18 protein-coding genes are annotated in these 19,255 nt (G+C 59.1%); 6 read left to right on the top strand and 12 right to left on the bottom strand.

The features are described from left to right. Positions 1–105: 105 nt before the first annotated feature. The 8 genes from K3169_RS17860 to K3169_RS17825 all read right to left on the bottom strand — a co-directional run bounded on the left by K3169_RS17860 (position 106) and on the right by K3169_RS17825 (position 8,310). Positions 106–1,446, bottom strand: coding sequence for a cation:proton antiporter (locus K3169_RS17860; protein ID WP_263267290.1), 1,341 nt, complete (start codon positions 1,444–1,446; stop codon positions 106–108). Positions 1,447–1,707: 261 nt separating this feature from the next. Then, positions 1,708–2,760 (bottom strand): ABC transporter substrate-binding protein, encoded by a 1,053-nt coding sequence (locus tag K3169_RS17855; RefSeq protein WP_099268310.1) that lies wholly within the window; start codon positions 2,758–2,760, stop codon positions 1,708–1,710. A gap of 33 nt (positions 2,761–2,793) precedes the next feature. Continuing rightward, positions 2,794–3,927 (bottom strand): NAD(P)/FAD-dependent oxidoreductase, encoded by a 1,134-nt coding sequence (locus tag K3169_RS17850; RefSeq protein ID WP_241154081.1) that lies wholly within the window; start codon positions 3,925–3,927, stop codon positions 2,794–2,796. Positions 3,928–3,932: 5 nt separating this feature from the next. After that, a complete protein-coding gene (locus K3169_RS17845; protein WP_263267289.1) occupies positions 3,933–5,303 on the bottom strand; it encodes an FAD/NAD(P)-binding oxidoreductase in 1,371 nt (456 codons plus the stop codon). Further along, entirely contained in the window at positions 5,300–5,590 is a 291-nt protein-coding gene (locus tag K3169_RS17840; RefSeq protein ID WP_099268313.1) for a (2Fe-2S)-binding protein, read from the bottom strand. The genes K3169_RS17845 and K3169_RS17840 overlap by 4 nt, the downstream gene beginning before the upstream one ends. Before the next feature lie 24 nt (positions 5,591–5,614). Next, the gene (locus tag K3169_RS17835) at positions 5,615–6,409 is read right to left on the bottom strand and encodes an ABC transporter permease (RefSeq protein WP_027901476.1); all 795 of its coding nucleotides are present in this window, start codon (positions 6,407–6,409) and stop codon (positions 5,615–5,617) included. A gap of 3 nt (positions 6,410–6,412) precedes the next feature. Beyond that, positions 6,413–7,285 (bottom strand): ABC transporter permease, encoded by an 873-nt coding sequence (locus tag K3169_RS17830; RefSeq protein ID WP_027901475.1) that lies wholly within the window; start codon positions 7,283–7,285, stop codon positions 6,413–6,415. Further along, positions 7,282–8,310, bottom strand: coding sequence for an ABC transporter ATP-binding protein (locus K3169_RS17825; RefSeq protein ID WP_122395150.1), 1,029 nt, complete (start codon positions 8,308–8,310; stop codon positions 7,282–7,284). The genes K3169_RS17830 and K3169_RS17825 overlap by 4 nt, the downstream gene beginning before the upstream one ends. A gap of 250 nt (positions 8,311–8,560) precedes the next feature. Here K3169_RS17825 and K3169_RS17820 point away from each other — a divergent pair, with 250 nt between their 5' ends. The 5 genes from K3169_RS17820 (at position 8,561) to K3169_RS17800 (ending at position 14,141) form a co-directional block, all read left to right on the top strand. Then, on the top strand, positions 8,561–9,397 hold the full coding sequence (locus tag K3169_RS17820; RefSeq protein ID WP_099268317.1) for an IclR family transcriptional regulator: 837 nt from the start codon (positions 8,561–8,563) through the stop codon (positions 9,395–9,397). A gap of 292 nt (positions 9,398–9,689) precedes the next feature. Beyond that, the gene (locus K3169_RS17815; protein ID WP_263267288.1) at positions 9,690–11,309 is read left to right on the top strand and encodes a methyl-accepting chemotaxis protein; all 1,620 of its coding nucleotides are present in this window, start codon (positions 9,690–9,692) and stop codon (positions 11,307–11,309) included. Between the two features lie 93 nt (positions 11,310–11,402). Next, on the top strand, positions 11,403–13,457 hold the full coding sequence (locus tag K3169_RS17810) for a PAS domain-containing sensor histidine kinase (RefSeq protein ID WP_099268319.1): 2,055 nt from the start codon (positions 11,403–11,405) through the stop codon (positions 13,455–13,457). 25 nt (positions 13,458–13,482) lie between these two features. Further along, positions 13,483–13,920, top strand: a complete 438-nt coding sequence (locus tag K3169_RS17805) for a YqaA family protein (protein WP_263267287.1) — start codon at positions 13,483–13,485, stop codon at positions 13,918–13,920. A gap of 89 nt (positions 13,921–14,009) precedes the next feature. Then, positions 14,010–14,141 (top strand): YHYH domain-containing protein, encoded by a 132-nt coding sequence (locus K3169_RS17800; RefSeq protein WP_122395202.1) that lies wholly within the window; start codon positions 14,010–14,012, stop codon positions 14,139–14,141. Positions 14,142–14,294: 153 nt separating this feature from the next. Here K3169_RS17800 and K3169_RS17795 read toward each other — a convergent pair whose 3' ends face one another. Both K3169_RS17795 and K3169_RS17790 read right to left on the bottom strand, forming a co-directional pair. Beyond that, positions 14,295–15,146 (bottom strand): CAP domain-containing protein, encoded by an 852-nt coding sequence (locus tag K3169_RS17795; protein ID WP_027901469.1) that lies wholly within the window; start codon positions 15,144–15,146, stop codon positions 14,295–14,297. A 125-nt stretch (positions 15,147–15,271) separates the two neighbouring features. Beyond that, positions 15,272–15,679 carry an SRPBCC family protein gene (locus K3169_RS17790; protein WP_027901468.1) on the bottom strand — a complete coding sequence of 136 codons (408 nt, stop codon included), beginning with the start codon at positions 15,677–15,679 and terminating at the stop codon, positions 15,272–15,274. A 176-nt stretch (positions 15,680–15,855) separates the two neighbouring features. On the opposite strand from K3169_RS17790, the gene K3169_RS17785 reads away from it, so the two are divergent. Further along, the gene (locus K3169_RS17785; RefSeq protein ID WP_263267286.1) at positions 15,856–16,752 is read left to right on the top strand and encodes a serine hydrolase domain-containing protein; all 897 of its coding nucleotides are present in this window, start codon (positions 15,856–15,858) and stop codon (positions 16,750–16,752) included. Positions 16,753–16,764: 12 nt separating this feature from the next. Here the strand turns inward: K3169_RS17785 and K3169_RS17780 are convergent, their stop codons facing one another. Then, positions 16,765–17,511 carry an NUDIX hydrolase gene (locus tag K3169_RS17780; protein WP_231677000.1) on the bottom strand — a complete coding sequence of 249 codons (747 nt, stop codon included), beginning with the start codon at positions 17,509–17,511 and terminating at the stop codon, positions 16,765–16,767. A 36-nt stretch (positions 17,512–17,547) separates the two neighbouring features. Continuing rightward, positions 17,548–19,164: an RNA repair transcriptional activator RtcR gene (rtcR, locus tag K3169_RS17775; RefSeq protein WP_263267285.1), complete on the bottom strand. Its 1,617-nt coding sequence runs from the start codon at positions 19,162–19,164 to the stop codon at positions 17,548–17,550. Positions 19,165–19,255 lie beyond the last annotated feature (91 nt).

Below are 19,255 nucleotides of genomic sequence, written 5' to 3'. Positions count from 1 at the left end.
AAAGCGTCTACTCATGCAAATGCACGTCGTTGCAAGATTGGGCTGCCCCTTGACTGAATGGTTCATAAATGGTTTTAAAAACATTCAAACGAGTGTAAGTCTCTGTTATTCCTCTCGGATGCTCCGCTCATAACGCTCCAAAAGCGGTTGAATGCTGACACCGTGGAGCAGAATACTAAGTGCCACTACTGAAAGCGTAAGGCTGATGCTGATACTGGCGACATCCTCAGGTAGCCCGTGGCCCAAGGCAAAGCACAGGTAGAACAGACTGCCGATACCGCGAATGCCAAACCAGCCAACCAGGGCTTTCTGACGTTTGTTGAGCAATCGCTTGCTGACCAGAAGCCATACCGCAATGGGCCTGATGAAGCAGAACAGCACCAGGCCCAGGCCCACAGCGCGCCAATCCCAGTAGATCGCCAGCGATGCGCCGAGCAGGGTGATCAGAAGCACTTCCATTGAGCGCTCCACCAGGCTTGAGAACGCCAGCATGTCGCCCATCATCACGCCCGCAGCGAGTTGCGATTCACTGAGGTCGCCTTTCTCGGCAACCGTAGTGCGTTCAATGCTGCCGCTCATGTGACCTATCACCGGTTGTGCCAGATGTTCGGCGGGCACCTCGGACCGGGTTGTCTGCGCTTCTGCCTGACGCAAGCCAAGCCCTGCAGCGAACACTGACAGAAAGCCAAACGCGCCCAGACCGTCGGCGACCACGTAAGCGATTGCGATGAGAGCCAGAGCCAGAAAATCGTTAGGCGAGGTGTCACTGTCAGCGTTTTTGATGCGCAGATAAATCATCAAGTGCCCGACCCCACGACCCAGGCCGTAGCCGATCAACAGCCCGACAGGCACACCCCACAGCAGGTTTTTTATGGCCCAGTGCTGGATCCAGTCAGTGTCACCGCTGGCGTGAGTCAGAAACATCAGGGCGAAGATCACGAATGGAAAGGCCGTGCCGTCGTTCAGCCCCGCCTCACCTGACAAGCCAAAGCGCAGCCGGTCGGAGTCCTGAGCGTTATTGACCTGTACCAGCGAAGCGAGAACCGGATCGGTGGGTGAGAGCATGGCTCCCAGCAAGATCGAAACGCCCCAGGACAGGCCGAACAGGTAGTGGGCCGCCAGGGCGGTTCCAGCAATGGTCGCCAGCATCACCGGCCCGGACAGCCAGTAAGCGGAGTGCCAGGCCTTGCTGTTCAGCGGCAGACGCAGTTTGATCCCGGTGCTGAACAACGAGAACAGCACGGCGGCTTCGGTCAGACGTTCCAGCCAGCTCGACGCGTCGCGGAAGTCCAGGTCCAGCATGCCCAACCCGGCAGGGCCAATGGCAAAGCCGAATGCCAGACACACAGCCGACGTCGTGACGGGCAGCCAGCGCAAATAAGAAGAAGTCAGCGCGAGCATCATCAGCAACGCGCCAAGTACGGTCATGCAAAGAATGAAACTCATCCGGCCTGTTTTCTCACAACTGAGCCCCGTCAATACGGAGCGATAGGGTTGTGACTGTTCAGGTTAGGGATAGTTGAAACATTTTGTATCAGAGCATCAAGGGGGTGGGCTTCTATAGTCACAAAGTGTCTGACTTTTTTCAGCCCCTTCGCGGGCAAGCCTCGCTCCAACAGAAATCGCTTAACGCTGTTGGAGCGAGGCTTGCCCGCGAAGAACGATGACACGGTTTATCGGTAGTCCAAGGCTGGTACCGAGGTTTATCTACCGCTCCACTGTCCTGTTCCAGCGCGCATTCCACTCTGGACGCGTCTGGTTGACCTGATCCCAATCAATGGTCACTGCCGTTTCCAGATACTTGTTCATCGCCTCGACCTGAGCTTTGGTCTTCTCGGTCGTCGGGGTTTTCGGGTTTGACGGGATCTGATCACCAAACTCCAGCGCTGGTGCCTGAGCTTCTGGCGTCAACAGATAGGCCGCAAGCTTCTGCGCCAGTTCCGGCTGGTCGTTTTTAGCGATAGCGCACTCGGCGACGTTGAGCACCACACCACCTTCCTTCGGCGGCGCGTATTCGACGGGTACGCCCTTGATCTTCAGTGCAGTCACTTGAGTGGGTGTGAGCGGGAAGAGCGCGGCTTCGCCGGTTTGCACCATCTCGGAAATCTTCGCCGAGCTGGCGATGTACTCCAGGACATTCGGGCCGACGGTTTTCGGCCACGCCTTGAAGCCCGGCTCCACGTCAGTTTCGCTGCCGCCCTGAATGCGGTTGAACATCAGGAAACCATGCAGGCCGAATGTGGAGGAGGCCATGGACTGAAATACCACTTTTTCCTTGAACTTCTTGTCCGCCAGATCCATCCACGAGGTTGGCGCGGCCCAGCCGTTCTCCTTGAACATTTTCGTGTTGTAGGCCAACCCGGTGACGCCGAGGCTTACGGCAGCACCTTCATCCTTGATCTTCGCCTTTGCCGGCAGGTCCGCCAGAGAAGGGCTCGGCTGCAACTTGTCGCACAGGCCCATGGAGATCGCCCGGTACATGATGCCGTCATCAAGGAACATCACGTGCATCTGCGGGTTGTCTTTACTGGCCTGAACCTTGGCGAGGATGTCCGAAGAGGTGCCCGGGACGATCACCACTTTGACGTTGTTGGCTTTCTCGAAAGCAGGCAACACCTGATCGGCATAGAGGCGTTCCATGGTGCCGCCGTTCATGCCCAGATAAAGGGTCGTTGCGGCGTGGGCCGGGGAAGCGGCCAGCAATGCCGCCAAGGGCAGGCTCGACAAGCCGGTAAATGCGATACGTTTTACGTTCTTCATTGCAGCGACCTTCCTCTGTGCAAAGTAATGAAATCAATGGCTAACGGTTTTACAGGGTTGGGCAGTGTGTTGAAAACGGCGGACGGAAAAAGCGTCCAGGGAAATCGTTGACTGGCCAGCGCATACGTATTCGGCGAGAGCCTCACCTGCAGCGGGTCCAATCTGGAAACCAGAACCTGCAAAGCCGAAGCCATGTAGCAGGCCTGGCTGCAGAATGCTGGGGCCTAGCACCGGCTCGCGATCCGGCAGATAACCTTCGGTGCCGCTCCAGGTGCGAATTGCCTGGGCTCCTGCCAGTGGCGGGTACAACTCGACCGCGTTGCGCAGTATCTCCAATACAGCCGCTTGCCCAGGCCTGGCGCGGGCCGGGTCCAGCGCAAAACCCTGTCCGCCGCCCAGCACGCAGTTGCCTCTGGCGACCTGCCGGGCATAGATGCCACCCCCCTCGACGCCGGTGCTGACGTCCATGAACATCGGCAGCGGCTCAGTGACCAACATGGCCGGATGCCCCGACACCATCGGCACCGGTTCGCCAAATTGTGCAGCCAGATCGCTGGCCCAGGCTCCCGCGCAGTTGAGCAACCAAGGCGCGCGCAGATTAAGACCGCTGGCCGTGTGGACCACAAATGCCTGGCCGTCGTGACCGACTTCAACCACCTTGGCCTGTTCGAAAATCTGCGCGCCAGCCCGCCTGGCTGCCTGGGCGAACGCCGGGGACACCAGTCTGGGGTTGGCGTGGCCATCGTCGGCGCACAGGGAAGCGCCCACCGCGACATCGCCTGCCCAGGCAAACCGCGCCCGTAATTGCTCGCGATCCAGCAGTTGCAGCTCCAGTCCGAAGCCGCGACTGGCTTCGGCGTAAGCGCGCAAGGCGTTCATGTCTGTTTCGCTACGGGCCAGTTTCAGGTGCCCGGAGCGCTGATATTCGCCATCAATGCCAATCAGTTCGCGCAAACCGCTCCAAATGTCGTGGGCGCGTTGCGACAAGGGTAGTTGGCTCAACGGCCGACCCTGACGGCGCACGCCGCCGTAGTTGACGCCGCTGGAATGAGAGCCGCAGAAGTCGCGCTCAAGCAAGGTCACGCGCTTGCCTTTCATAGCCAGAAACAGGGCGGCTGAGGCGCCGACGATTCCACCGCCAATGATCAGCGCATCGCTTTCAATCACCGCGCTCATGACTGCGCCTCCACGCCAAAGGGCAACGGTTTGATCGGTGCCTGGCCGCGCAGCCGACCAATGCCTTGCAGGTCACGACCGCTGCAGTGGGCGACGATTTCCGTGGCTGCCAGTCCGCACATCCGGCCCTGGCAACGTCCCATGCCGACCCGGCACATGGCCTTGACCCGATTGATTTCCCAATGGCCTTCGTCGACGACGGTACGGATATCACCGGCGCTGACTTCCTCGCAGCGGCAGATAATGGTTTCGTCCGGAACCTTCGCGGCCCAATCAACGGGAAAGGGGAAAGCGGTTTCCAGTCCGTGACGAAAGCGCTGGATGCTCTCCAGTCTGCTTTTCAGCTGTTCGCTACGAGCGTTATCAATGTTCTGCCCGGTATCGGCAAGCAAGGCCAGCGCCGCCAGTTCCCCGGCCATTTCCGCTGCATCCGCGCCCATGATTCCTGCGCCGTCACCTGCCAGATAAATCGCTGCAATGCTGCTGCGGCCGGCGTCATCACGCGCGGGCAGCCAGGCGCGATTAAGCGCGCTCCACTGGAAGTCGCAGCCGAGAAGGTCAGCCAGTTGCGTCTCACTGCGCAGTGCATGAGCGAACGCCACGGCGTCGCAATCCAGCGTTTGTACACGGTTGCTGCCTTGCCACTGCACGGTATTGACGCGCTTGTGACCATCGATACGTTGCAATGTCGCCCCTTGATGGACGGCGATACCATGTGCGGTCAGCCAGGCGCGGTAATACAAACCTTTGGCCAGCGTCATCGGTTGGCCGAGCAGCGCGGGCAGGGCGCGGCACTGGGCGGAAAAGGGCGCGCTGTCGAGCACTGCGACCACGTTCGCACCGGCTTTGGCATATTGATACGCGACCAGGTAAAGCAGCGGACCACTGCCAGCAAACACCACTCTTTCGCCGATGGCACAGCCTTGGTATTTCAGGGCAATCTGCGCCGCACCCAGGCTGTAGACACCGGGCAAAGTCCAGCCAGGCACCGGCAGGATGCGGTCGGTGGCGCCGGTCGCGATGATCAGATGGCTGTAATCGATGCTCCCGGCATGGTTCTCGTGCAGGGTATCGAGTCGCCCATCTTCGGCATTCCACACGAGTGTTTGCGGACGATAGTCGATATGCGATACCAGTTCGTCGAGGGTCTGATGCACGGCGATAGCCTTGCCCGCTTCAAAGCCATACAGCGCTTTTGGATCGCGACGGAAGTTCTCGGGCTGACGGCGATAAATCTGTCCGCCGCCCCGCAGGCCCTCGTCCAGCAGACAGGCTTTCACTCCGTGGGCATGCAAGGTTTGCGCAGCGCGAATGCCCGCAGGACCTGCGCCGACGATCACTACCGATTGCCCGGTATTCGTATTCATAGCTGCCGTCCCGGATCGCGGCTGACGATTTGCCCACCTTCGAGCAATGTCGAACAGGCGCGTACCCGGCGACCATCGCCCAGGCGCACCCAGCAATCCTGACAGGCGCCCATCATGCAAAACCCGGCGCGGGGTTCGGCGCTGAAATCGCTGCCGCGCAAGTGTTCGCTGCTGGTCAGTACCGCCGTGAGCAACGTGTCGCCCTGCAACCCGCTGGCAGGCTGGCCGTCGAGGGTGAAGGCCAGCGCCGGACGGTCTTGTTCGGCCAAACGTTTGAGCAATGCCATGAGGTTCGCGCTCCCGGCCTCAGGTTAGTGTTTGCCGACCAGCACCCGATCCAGGCCATAAACCCGGTCGAGGATGATCATGGTGGCGGCGGTCAGCGCGATAACCAGCGCGGAAACGGCGGCCATCATCGGGTCGATGGACTCTGTGGCGTAGACGTACATGCGCACCGGCAGGGTCTGGGTCGAAGGTGAGGTGACGAAGATCGACAGCGTTACTTCGTCGAAGCTGTTGATGAACGCCAGCAGCCAGCCACCGGCCACGCCGGGCAGAATCATCGGCAAGGTGATTTTGCGGAACAGCGTGAAGCGGCTGGCGCCCAGTGATTCAGCGGCCTGTTCGGCGCTGCGGTCGATGCCGATGGCCGCTGCAATTACCAGCCGCAGCACATACGGCGTGATGATCACCACGTGGGCCAGGGTCAGCCAGAAGAAGCTGCCGTTGACGCCCATCAGCGCGAACAAACGCAGCATTGCTACGCCCAGCACGAGATGGGGAATGATGATCGGCGAGAGGAACAATCCATTGAGGAAGTTGCGCCCCGGAAACTGGTGACGGGTGATGGCCAGCGCTGCCGGTACGGCAATAATCGTCGCCAGTGTGGCGGCGACAAAGGCCAGAATCAGGCTGTTGTAGAACGAGTCGATGAAGTCGGCACGCTCGAAGATCGCCCGGAACCAGCGCAGGGAAAAGCCTGAGGTCGGCAGGCTGAGGGTGTTCTCTGGCGTAAAGGCCACCAGGCAGACCACCACCAGCGGCGCGAGCATGAACACCACCACCAGGGCATGAAACGACAGGGCCAAAGGACCGTTTTTAGACATGGCTCATTCCCCCAGGGTTTTCTTGTAGCGGCCTTCGACCATGCGGTTCCAGGACAGCATGACCAGCAGGTTGATCAGCAGCAGCGCCACCGCGATGGTTGCGCCCATGGGCCAGTTCAGCTCCGAGAGGTATTGGTCGTAGACCACCGTGGCGACCATTTTCAGGCGACGTCCGCCTAGCAGGCCTGGAATGGCGAAAGAACTGGCCGACAGGCCGAAGACGATCAGCGTGCCGGACAGCACGCCGGGCATGACCTGAGGCAGCACCACCAGACGCATCACCTTGGCCTGACTGGCGCCGAGGGACAGGGCGGCCTGCTCAGCCGCCGGGTCAAGCTTCTGCAAGGAGGTCCAGATCGGAATGATCATGAACGGCAGCATCACATGGACCAGCGCAATGATTACGGCGAACGGGGTGTAGAGCATCTTGATCGGTTGGCCGCCCAGCGCTTGTATGCCCTGATTGATCAGGCCGTCGGCACCCAGCAGCAGGCTCCAGCCGAAGGCACGCACCACCACGGAAATCAGCAGCGGCGTGAGAATCAGAATCAGAAAAATCGAACGCCAGGGCGTGCCCATGCGACTCAGGATATAGGCCTCGGGCACGCCGATCACCACGCAGAGCAAGGTGACCAGCGCACTGATCCAGAAGGTGCGCAGGAAGATTTCGTAGAAGTACGAATCGGTCAGCACCTCGCCATAGTTGGCCAGGGTGTAAGAGTCGCTTTTGACCCCGACTTCATAGTCGAACACGTTGAACGACAGGATCAGGGTCAGTGCCAGTGGGACCAGCAGCAGGCAGGTAAACATCACCAGTGCCGGTGCCGACAGTAAGTAGCCCCGGCCGCCGCGGCGCATATCGCTCAGCAGACTCATGGGTGCACCTCGTCGGCATCCAGTACGCGCAGCAGACCGGCTGGCCAGTCCATGCCCACTGCGGTGCCTTCTTCCATGGGCGCTTCGCCGTCGTTGCGACGGACCACGGTCAACTCGCCGATGGCGGTTTCAATGCGGTACAGCCATTGGCTGCCGAGGAAGTAGCGGGTGATGACCTTGCCTTGCAGGCGCCCTGTGCCAGCGGCCACCAGATCAATCTTTTCCGGGCGCAGGCTCAGGGTCAGCGTGCCGTCGCCAGGGACTTGGCGTACCTGCGCAGCGCCTTCGCTGTCCAGATCACCGGGCAGCATATTGGCTTTGCCAACGAAGCCGGAGATGAATCGGGTGCGTGGGTGTTCATACAGTTTGTACGGTTCGTCGATCTGGGTGATACGCCCGGCCTGCATGACCACTACGCGGTCGCTGATGGACAGCGCTTCTGCCTGATCGTGAGTCACCATCAGCGTGGTAATACCCACTTCGCGCTGAATGCGGCGAATCTCGAACTGCATCTCTTCGCGCAAATTGGCGTCGAGGTTGGACAGCGGTTCGTCGAGCAGCAGTACCGGCGGCTCAATCACCAGCGCTCGCGCCAATGCAACCCGTTGCCGCTGACCGCCAGACAGCTCGCGCGGGTAGCGCTGGGCGTGCTGGCTCAGGCGGACCAGTTCCAGCACGGTTGCCACGCGGCGCTGAATATCTGCGGCGGGCACTTTGCGCATCCGCAGGCCAAAGGCGACGTTGTCGGCAACGCTCATGTGGGGGAAGAGGGCGTAACTCTGAAACACCACCCCCAGGCCGCGGCTGCTGGGTTTGGCGTGAGTGATGTCACGGCCATCAAGAATGATGCGACCGTCGCTGACGTCAACGAAGCCGGCGATCATTTGCAGGGTAGTGGTCTTGCCGCAGCCCGACGGGCCCAGCAGAGAAACGAATTCGCCTTTCTCCACCGCCAGATTCGTGGCGACCACGGCGTCGATGCTGCCGTAGCGTTTGGAGAGACCTTCAAGCTGCAAAAAAGCCATAGCTGCGTTCCACCTTTTCATCACGCACAGCGTTGCGGTGCGTTTTTGTTATGGGCAGATGCGAAATGAAAGCTTTGCAGTTGCTGTGGACGTTGGTGCTCGATCTGGGTCGGCTACCAGGTTTTGTTCAAATCGCCCTGTGGACTGAGATTAAGACGAAGACTAGGATGGGCGAAAGGGTGAATTTCACTGGATGGTATATTTCTTTCAGTTCTTTCGTTCAATGAATTAGTTATTGATAAGTGATCATATGAATTCCACTGAGCGGAATGAAAATTCAAAGGATGCCGGTGTGGGTGCGGTCTCGCGGTTGTTCGCGGTGCTGCGCTGCCTGGGTGATTGCTCCGAAGAGGGTGAGCGCGTTACTCAACTCGCTCAGCAAGTGGGTCTCTCGCAACCCACGACGCATCGTCTGCTGCGCAGCCTGATGGATGAAGGCATGGTCGAGCAGGATCAGCGCAGTAAACGCTATCGCCTGAGCATCGAGTTCTTCGCTTTGGCCGCAAAAGCAGGCAAGACCAGCAACCTGCGTGACGTGGTGAGGCCGAGCATGCTGCGGCTTTCTGCCTCTTTGGGGGATTCATTGTTCCTGCTGGCGCGCAGTGGCTTCGATGCAGTCTGCCTGGATCGCAGTGAAGGCCCATACCCGATTCGCACCTTCACCGGCGACATCGGTGGTCGTGTCGCATTGGGCGTGGGGCAAGGCAGCCTGGCGATACTCGCGTATTTGCCGGAAGAAGAGCGCGACACGGTCATCCGCTACAACCTGCCACGTCTGAAGGATTTCCACCTGTACGACGAAGTGTTCCTGCGCTCTGAAGTCGAGAATGTCCGCCGCCTCGGCTACGCCGCCCGCAATACCGGCGCGCTGCCTGGCATGGCCGGTCTCGCAGTCCCCATCTTCGACCGCGAAGGCCGCTCGGTCGCCGCCCTTAGCGTCGCCACCATCAGCGACCGCCTCGGGCCGGATCGGTTATTGACGGTGGTGGAACTGCTCAAGCGTGAAGCAGCGATTATCAGCGCCAGGATCAACCCGTTTGACCCGACGTTGCGGCGGCCGAGTCAGGTGTTTGGGCAGGTGGATTAATAAGCTCGCTGGAATAGGTTCTCTGTGGGGTAGCGCCCGTCTTCGACACAGCGCTGTCGCGAAGCAAACATTGGGCCTGTAGGAGCGCACGAGCACCGCTAGGCCGCGATAGCGGTGTATCAGAAATCCCCCGACACACTCAGAACGATCAGCGGCCCTCAAGAACCCACCCCCCCAAGCCGATGCGCATACAAGCACGTTATGAGGCTCTCGCCCTTAACGTTTGTACAGGGAAGTCGACATTTTCCGGTCTGCGCGCTGCCGCAGATAACCCTCCCGAGGTCTTCGTTTTATGGCTAAATCCCTTCGACTCCAGATACTGGGCATGCTGGGCGGCAGTCTTGTGCTTGTGCTGCTCATTGCTCTGGCCTGTTTCCAGTTTCTTTCCAACAACGTGCAGTCCTATCGCGGCTTGCTCGAAGGTCCGGTGCATGCGTCGCAACTGGTCGACGAGGCCAACCTTGAGTTCAAGATCCAGGTCCAGGAATGGAAGAACGTTTTGCTGCGTGGCAAGTTACCCGCAGATCGTGACAAGTTCTGGGCGCAGTTCGAAGAGCAGGAGCGCCAGGTTCAGGAGTCCCTTGGCAAACTGGGGCAGGTGCCGGGCGTACCATCGTCGACGCTGGCCCAGGTACAGAAGCTGATGGATGAACACAAAACGCTGGGTGTGGCTTATCGCAAGGGCCGAGATGCCTTTGTTGCAGCGGGCGGTGATCCGGTGGCGGGTGATATCGCGGTGAAGGGCGTCGACCGTGCGGCCAGCGAGCAGATGAGTCAGTTGGTGGACTCGTTGCGCAAGAACAGCGGCGAACAGTCGGTTTTGATCAGCGATGCGGCCGACCGGACGATTCTGTTTGGGGCCTTGATCATGCTGGCTTCTGCAGTGTTGGTCGGTCTGCTGACATGGTGGGTGGTTAATCGCAACCTGATCGTGCCGATTCGCATGTTGATCGACTACGTTTCGCAGCTCAGCCATGGCAAATTTGGTGAGCGAGTCAATATTACCCGTCAGGATGAGCTTGGTCATCTGGCGGTAGCGGCCAATATCCTGCGCGATTTTCTGGCGGATACGTTCAACCGGCTCAAGCGCAGCACGTCGGAGCTGGACACTGCTGGCAACGAGTTGAAGTCCATCGCTACGCTGATGGCGCAGGGCACTCACGAGCAATTCGAGCGCACCGACCAGGTCGCCACCGCTATGACTGAAATGTCGGCGACTGCACAGGAGGTCGCCAGACATGCGGCTCAGGCAGCCAAGGCCGCGGATGATGCTGATCATCATGCCCGGGAAGGTGACAAGGTCATGCAGTCGACCATGAGCACCATCAATCTGATGCGCAGTGAAATCGGCAATACCGCCAATGTCATTCAGCGTCTGGAAACTGACAGCGTGCGCATCGGCAAAGTCCTCGAAGTGATTCGTGGTATCGCTGATCAGACCAATCTGCTGGCGCTCAATGCGGCCATCGAGGCTGCGCGAGCCGGTGAAGCCGGACGCGGTTTTGCCGTGGTGGCTGACGAAGTGCGGACGTTGGCGCAACGTACGGCAGTGTCCACTGCCGAGATCAACCAGATCATTAACTCAGTGCAGACCGGTGCCAGCGATGCGGTCATTGCGATTCAGGGCGGTCAGACCCGCAGTGAGGAGAGTGTCGAGCAGGTCAGTAATGCCAGCGCCACGCTAAACCGGATCACCAGTGCCGTGGAGGCCATCCGCGACATGAACCGGCAAATCGCGACAGCAGCTGAGGAGCAGACGTCGGTGGCCGAGGATATTTCCCGCAATCTCACGGAAATTACTGCGATTGCCAGTACCAATCAGGACAACGTCAAACGCACCCAGGCGGCGAGCCACGATTTGCACGGGCTGTCTGTGGGGTTGAATGATGTTATTTCACGCTTGAGCGCCTGATCAACGCAGCGGCTTGTAATACCTCGCCCGCACCGGCACCATTCACCGCAATCGGCCGCCAGGCTTTGGCATCACGATAAACAATGGTAGGGCATGAGCAGCGATTTTAAGGATGAATGGCCAGATAACAGCGAACCGCTTGAGTTTCCGGCAAGAGATGCGGCTGAGCGGCTGCAACTCGCCCTGGATGCCGATGCGATCATCGGCACCTGGGTCTGGCATGTGCAGGATAACCATGTCATCGGTGACGAGCGTTATGCCGCAACGTTTGGCCTGACTGCACAGGAGGCCGTGGAAGGCCTGCCTCTGGAGAGGGTGACGGCCTCAATCCACCCGGATGACAGGGCGCGCGTCGAAAGCGAAATCGGTCAGACCTTGCTGCGCGGCGGTGTCTTCAGATCTGAGTACCGTGTATTGCACCGCGATGGTACTTATCGCTGGCTTGAGGCTAAAGGCCGCGTCGAGTTCGACGAGGAACGCCAGCCGACCCGTTTTCTGGGTGTGCTCATGGACATCGAGCTGCGCCGCGAGGCTGAAGTCGAGCGCGACCGGATCACGACGCTGTTACGCACCTTCACAGCAGCAGTTCCAGGCGTGGTCTACGCCAAGGACCGCCAGGGGCGCATGCTGGTTGCCAACCGTGGCACCACCGAGCTGATCGGCAAACCTCCCGAGTTTTATATCGGCAAGACCGACTTTGAATACCTTGAGGACAAGGATCAGGCACGCGTGATCATGGCCACTGATGAGCGGATCATGAGCGCTGGGGTGTCTGAACAGGTGGAGGAACAGGTCAGCCTGGCTGACGGCTCCGCAGCGACCTGGCTGTCGATCAAGTCACCGTTGTTCAGCGAAACGGGTGAAGTCATCGGTCTGATTGGCTCGTCCATTGATGTGACGGCCAGGAAACGGGCCGAAGCGGCGGTGCAGGAGCTCAACCAGACGCTGGAACAGCGCATTCGTGAAGCCATCAGCGAGCGTGAAGTGGTTGAGGAAGCGCTGCGTCAGTCGCAGAAGATGGAAGCGGTCGGGCAGCTTACCGGCGGTATTGCCCACGACTTCAATAATTTGCTGGCGGGTATTTCCGGAAGTCTGGAATTGATGCAGATGCGTTTGGGTCAGGGCCGGGTGGCGGATGTTGATCGTTATCTGGTGGTCGCTCAAGGCGCGGTGCAACGAGCGGCAGCGCTGACTCACCGGCTGCTGGCGTTCTCGCGCCGCCAGACACTCGCGCCTATTCCCACCAACGTCAATGCCTTGATCATGGACATGGAGGAGCTGATCCGGCGTACTGTCGGGCCTTCGGTTGATATTCAGGTTCGGGCCGACGCAGATTTGTGGGCTGCATTGATCGATCCGGCGCAGCTGGAAAACTCGCTGCTCAACCTGTGTATCAATGCGCGTGACGCCATGCCCCACGGCGGCAGCATTCTGATCGAGACACGCAATGAGTGTCTGGACGACAGTCACGATCTCGACCCTGAGGTGCTGCCGGGGGATTACCTGAGTATCCGCGTCACTGACAGCGGCTGCGGCATGAGTGCCGAAGTCGCGGCCAAAGCCTTCGAGCCATTCTTCACCACCAAACCGGTCGGCGAGGGCACAGGCCTTGGACTGTCGATGATCTATGGCTTTGCCCGCCAGTCAGGCGGCCAGATCAGGATTCGTTCGGAGGTTGATCTGGGCACGACGGTTTGCCTGCAGTTGCCACGTCACGAGCGTGGGCTGGAGCTTCCGGAACTTGCGTCGCCGGTCAGTCGTGCAGCTTTGACGGGGCAGGGTGAGGCGGTTCTGGTTGTGGATGACGAGTCATCGGTGCGGATGTTAGTCACCGAGGTACTGAGCAGTCTCGGCTACGTGGCCATTGAGGCCGCCGACAGCCAGGCGGGTTTGCGTATTCTGCAATCGGACGTGCGAATCGACTTGCTGGTAACGGATGTCGGTTTGCCCGGTGGAATCAACGGGCGGCAGATGGCCGATGCGGGTCGGCAATGTCGACCGGGCCTGCCGGTCTTGTTCATCACCGGTTATGCAGAAACCGCTGTGCTCGATAAATGCCACCTTGAGCCACTGACCGAAGTGCTGACCAAACCCTTCGCGCTGGAAGCGCTGGCTTCCCGGATCAAGGACTTGATCAAGGCCGTTTGACGATCCGTTGATGGGGTAGGGTTGAGTGTTCGAGATTTCCAGCTATGCCGGGTTGTTCCTCGCTGCGTTCGGTGCGGCGACACTATTGCCGATGCAGTCCGAAGCGGTGCTGGTGGGCATGCTGCTGTCCGGGCATTACACCGTCGCAACATTGCTGCTGGTTGCGACGCTGGGCAACGTGCTCGGCTCATTGCTGAACTGGATACTGGGTCGTTCGGTGGAGCGTTTTCGCCATAAACGCTGGTTCCCTGTCAGCGAAGCCAAACTGGAGAAAGCCCAGCGGTTCTATCTGCGTTACGGACGTTGGTCGTTGCTATTGAGCTGGGTACCCATCATTGGCGATCCGCTGACGATGGTGGCTGGCGTAATGCGCGAACCGCTGTGGAGTTTTCTGCTGATCGTCACGTTTGCCAAAGGCATGCGGTATTTGCTGCTGACGGCCGCGACCCCGGGCTGGACGTGAATTAACGACGCGCTATCCTGAGTGATATCAATGAGCCATACTATGCGCCTGATCATTCCATTCGCGCTGACCAGCGCAGAGAGCCGTCTATGAAGTTGCTTGCCGTCGTAATCGTCGCATTCCTGTCCATGGCTTCAGTCACCGCCCTGGCCCATAGCGGTGGCACCGACTCCAAGGGTTGCCATCGCAACCACAAGACTGGCGATTATCACTGTCACTGAGTCAACTAATGGTCCAGGCAGCATCAGTTACATAAGCATTATTCTGATCGTACATGGTGACTCGGTTGACGCCCTCCCGGCTAAAGCCAGTCCTACGTGAGTGAGAGGTCCGTAGGAGCGGCTTTAGCCGCGAGGGCTTCACCTCCAAACCCATCACTGGGCGCCAAACACGCCCGTCCAGTAAATCCCCGCATCGCTCTTGGGATCCACCGCGTAGGCCGCGCCCAGTTCGCTGAACGCCGGATTCATCAGGTTGGCGCAGTGACCGGGGCTCGCCAGCCAGCCCTCGACGACCTTGGCGACACTGCCCTGTCCTGCAGCGATGTTCTCGCCAATCTGCCGACCTGAGTAACCCGCCAGTTCTGCCCGATCACCTGGCATGCGACCGTCGCGGTCCATGTGGTCGAAGAAATTGTTGTTGGCCATGCCCCGGCTATGATTTTCCGCCGCCGAGGCCAGTGCCGGGTTCCAGGTCAGCGGCTTGGCAGCAGCCACGGCCTGAGCGCCGCATTGGCGAGATTGTGCTCGCGCAGTGTTGATCAGCGCCAACAGCTTTTGACCTTCAGCCTGCCAGTCTCCGAGACGCGCGGTCAGTAAGGGCCGGGCCAGCACGATGCGCCAGTCGCGTCCTTCGCGGCTCACACCGATATCGACAAACTGTGGGTCGAGCACGACGCGGCAGAAGCTTTCCTGGATGGTGTTCATGGCCGACTGTGCATCCCGAGGGCCAGACAGGCTGATCGCCTGCACATTGACCATCGGATAAGTGGCGCGGGCCATGGCTTCCTGTAGATCTACCGGGCTGGTAGCTGAAAGTACCAGCCGAGTGTCTACGTTGAGTGGAGGCAACTCTTGTGAAACCTGATCGCCGCAACGCTGTGACTGGTTGCGGAAATTGTTGATGGAGTCGACCAGTTGAGACTCTTCCGATGCCACCGCGGTGGCGGTAAATACCAATCCCAGTGACAAGGTGGCAAAACGCAAAAAAGATAAAGTAACGCGCATTAATGTCTCCTTGAACTGACCGCGCCCATGATGCGCGATTTTGCGCTGTGCTGCGAAATGCCATTTATCGAAGCAATATTGAGGCTCAAGAGCGCTGTCAGTTCAGTACCGCAGGTCTTCGAGGGTCAGAAATTGGCTTTAAGAGCGTCCAGCCCGCCTTGATAGACCTCAAGAAACAGTGCTTCAGCCTCTGCGTCGGAGATACCGTCAGGGGTGAAGCTGCCTGACCAGGTAATCAATGCCTCGTGATCGCCTGCTGCTGCGACCACGACGGTGGCGAGATAGTTGGTCACCGGGAACGGGCCTTTCACGATCGAATAGCTGTATGTACGGTTGGCTTCGTCGAACGTCTGCAGCTTCTCGACAATGACTGCGCCGTCGGCTGTGGTCAGCGTCCGGACACGTCCGCCTTCAGAGGCTTCGCTGCTGGCAATGAACGGCAGCCAGTCCGGCAGGGACAGGAAACCACCCACCAATTGCCATACTTTATCGGCTGATACGGGTACACGAATATTTGCAGAGGCCGTTGCCATGGGATTTGCTCCTGAGGGAATGAGGGGATAGTAAACGCAATTGCGTTGCGACTGACACCGTGGCGGCTATCTCGCTGTGGATCTTCATGTAAGCCATCCGGTTCCATGTCCCTGACCGTCTAGCGTGCATTGGAGCTGCAGCTTATCCTTGCGCAAAAGTCCCAGAGCTATTGCCCATGTCGTTCTCGCTCATAACCAACGGTTCCCCGGCCGTGACCGAACCGCCCGAAGCGCTTGAGACAGTCATCCCGTGGTGGAGCTTCACCAAGACCGTCCTGGCCGCAACAGCGCTGACGCTGGTTCGTGATGGTCTTGTGGGGCTTGACGATCAGGTTGCTGAGGGCCCTTTTACCCTGCGGCAATTATTGCGTCATCAAGCGGGTCTCGCAGACTACAGCGAATTGCCGGAATACCATACTGCGGTGGCCAGCGGTGCGCGTCCCTGGCCTGCGGATGAAATGCTGCTGCGCCTGGACGCCACCCGATTGCGCTACACGCCCGGCGAAGGCTGGCGCTATTCGAATGTTGGCTATCTGTTTGTAACCCGGTTGATCGAGCGATTGACGGGGCTTTCACTTGAAGAGGCACTCGTTCAGCGCGTGCTGTCTCCATTGAGGATTACGCGGGCGCGTTTGGCAAACGCCGGGGAAGACATGCAGGTTGCGTGTCAGGGCATCGCCCCTGGCTACGACCCCGGCTGGGTTTATCACCGTTTATTGATCGGGCCATTGGCAGAAGCGGCGCTGCTTCTGGATCGCTTGCTGTCGGGCAACCTGCTGCCGCACGGGCTACTGGAAGACATGCAGGCTGCGCTTGTGCTGGGTGGTCCGTTGCCAGGCCGTCCGTGGCTGACTCCGGGTTACGGCCTGGGCTTGATGCGTGGCGGCGTAGCGGGAGGCCTGACATTGAGCGGCCACAACGGCGTAGGGCCGGGTAGCGTTGTGGCGGTGTATCGCTGCACTCACGGTCGGAGCACTGCGACCTGTGCAGTTTTTCATGAAAGTGCGGACGAGGCTCTGGTCGAAGCAGAAATGGTAAGCCATGTGAGAGCAGCTCTTGGCCTCGCCCAGTGATAGCTCGGCAATTTACAGCTTCGCCTCTACCGCCATGAAGATTTCCTGCTTTTTGAATCGACCGCTGTTGCTCTGAAAGTCAGCGATTGTCAGCCCTTTGCTGTCAGCGATCTGGCTGACGATCTCGCGATTGGTCAGGCCGTTCTTTTCGTCTGCCAGATAGCTTTCAACCGAGACCCACTTGGCTTCGGCAATTTCATCGGTGTCGATGACATTAATGGCTTCGGTCAGCGGTTTGAGGCGGCAGATGAAGTGAATATTGGATTTGCCGAACTCGTAGGGATGCCGGGTCGTGAAGCCGAGGATCGCATCGAAGCTGACCTCGACGCCGGTCTCCTCCAGAACCTCGCGGACGATAGAGTCCTGAATGCGCTCACCAGGATCCACGTGGCCACCGGGTAAATTGAAGCTGGTAGCGCCTTGATCCCTGACCACCAGAATCTCGTTGTGCTGATTGATCACGATGGCCCCGGCACCCACGATGTGCGTCGGCATGAACGGCACGTAAGTCGATTCCTGGGGCTTGCGAACCAGCGTGAGGCTTTCGGGCAGGCAGCTGTGAAAGATAAAACCGTGCGCCACGAACTGCTCGACACTCGCGCATCGGGCGATGGGCAAAGTGATCCACGCAAGACCCTTCTTTTCGGTTTCCATGTACAGCAGAAAGCCTTTGATGGCGATTTCAAGATCGGCTTTTTCAAAAGAGAAAGACGTCGGATCGATGATCACGCCGTTGTAATCGTTCAGCTTGTACTTCATTGAAAGTCCTGGATGACGGAGGTCAGTGCGGTGAGTTTAATCCTGTCCATTGATTTGCTTCCACTCAATGCCAAAACGCGCCAAATACTTGCGCAGACGATCTGCGTCATTGGGGTTCGCCTTGTTCAGACGCGAGACGTCAAACAGTTTGCGTCCGGCATCCGACAGGCTTCGAGCATTGCGGCACACCTTGAGCACCGCCTCCAGTTGCAAACGGTCAAACAGATCCAGTTCGATACCTTCGTCCAGTATCGGTGATGGCTCATCCTGTCCGTCGTTCCGATCGTCGTTCAGCGCCCATGCGTAGCGCAAGCGCTGCAGTTCCTCTTCGACCTGGGTTTCATCGATGCGTCCGCTGTCAGCCAGCGTTGCCATGCGCGTGATCGAGGCTGACAGCTCGCGAAAGTTGCCAGACCATATCGAGTCCTCATGATTGGCGAACGCCATATAGCGCTGCCGGGCTTCGCGGTTGAAGCGTATCAAGCGCCCATGTTCGCGGGCGTGACGTTCCAGCTCGAAGTCGATATTCGGCTCGATGTCTTCGCGTCGTCTGGCCAGGCCTGGCAGGTTGAACGTCCAGAGGTTGATCCGCGCGTACAGGTCTTCGCGGAATAGCCCCTGCGCCACCCGGTCGCGCAGGTCGCGGTGAGTGCCGGCAATAATCATGAAGTCGCTGGCCACTTCCTTGTCCGAGCCCATGGGCAGGAAACGTTTCTCCTCAATGGCTTTCAGCAGCATCGCTTGTTCATCTGCGCCCAGTTCACCGATTTCGTCCAGAAACAACATGCCGCCTTCGGCTGCCCGCAACAGGCCTTCGCGAGCAGCCAGAGCGCCGGTAAACGCGCCTTTTATATGCCCGAACAAGGTCGACATGGCGCCATCACCGCGCAGGGTGGCGCAGTTCACTTCGACAAAGCGTCCTTCGATCTGGTGTCGGCTGCGCTTGAGTTCGTAGATGCGTCTTGCCAGAAACGATTTGCCTGCGCCGGTCGGACCAATCAGCAGCATCGGTGCCTTGGAGCGCACGGCGACCTGTTCGATCTGCTCAATGGAGCGGTTGAACGCAGCGTTGCGCGTAGCAATGCCTGACTTGAGAAACGCGAGGCCCTCCAGTCTTTTATGGGTGAAGCGTGACGCGATGCGGTCGTAGCGCGAGAGGTCCAGATCGATCAGCGAATGGGTGCCGGTGGCTCGCGCTTCATCATTGTCTCGCCGAGACGGGGAAGTCTGAATCAGTCGGGCGGGCAGGTAACGGGCTTCGGTGAGCAGGAACCAGCATATCTGTGCGACGTGAGTCCCGGTGGTGATGTGCACCAGGTATTGCTCATTGTCAGTGTCGAAATCGTAGGCGGTGGTGAAGTCATGCAGCGCGCCATATACCTCCTCGAAGTCCCAGGCGTTGCGAAGCGTCATGGGGTGAAGGCGAACTTCAGTCTGCGGGGATATTTGCCGGATATCCTCGGCCACTCGCTGCGCCAGACTGACGTCCCGGGCGGTCACGCCGTGAATCAGCTCCAGTCGGTGAATCTGCATATCCTCTTGCTGGCACAGACCAACGCTGGGACGCCAGTGATTCCAGCGGTTGGCACCCTTGCCGACGCGGTCGAGTTTTGAACCGATGAAGCCGATGGCTACAGTGCGTATTACAGACATGGTTATCTCAAAAGATAAGACGCGATACAGCAGGATAGATAAATCGGGCCTGAACTGTCTTGTGGTTTTTGCACATTTGCCCGTTTAAAAA

Origin of the sequence: Pseudomonas phytophila, from assembly GCF_025643095.1 — a bacterium.
Lineage (GTDB): Bacteria > Pseudomonadota > Gammaproteobacteria > Pseudomonadales > Pseudomonadaceae > Aquipseudomonas > Aquipseudomonas quasicaspiana.
This window is presented reverse-complemented; position numbering and strand designations above follow the sequence as displayed.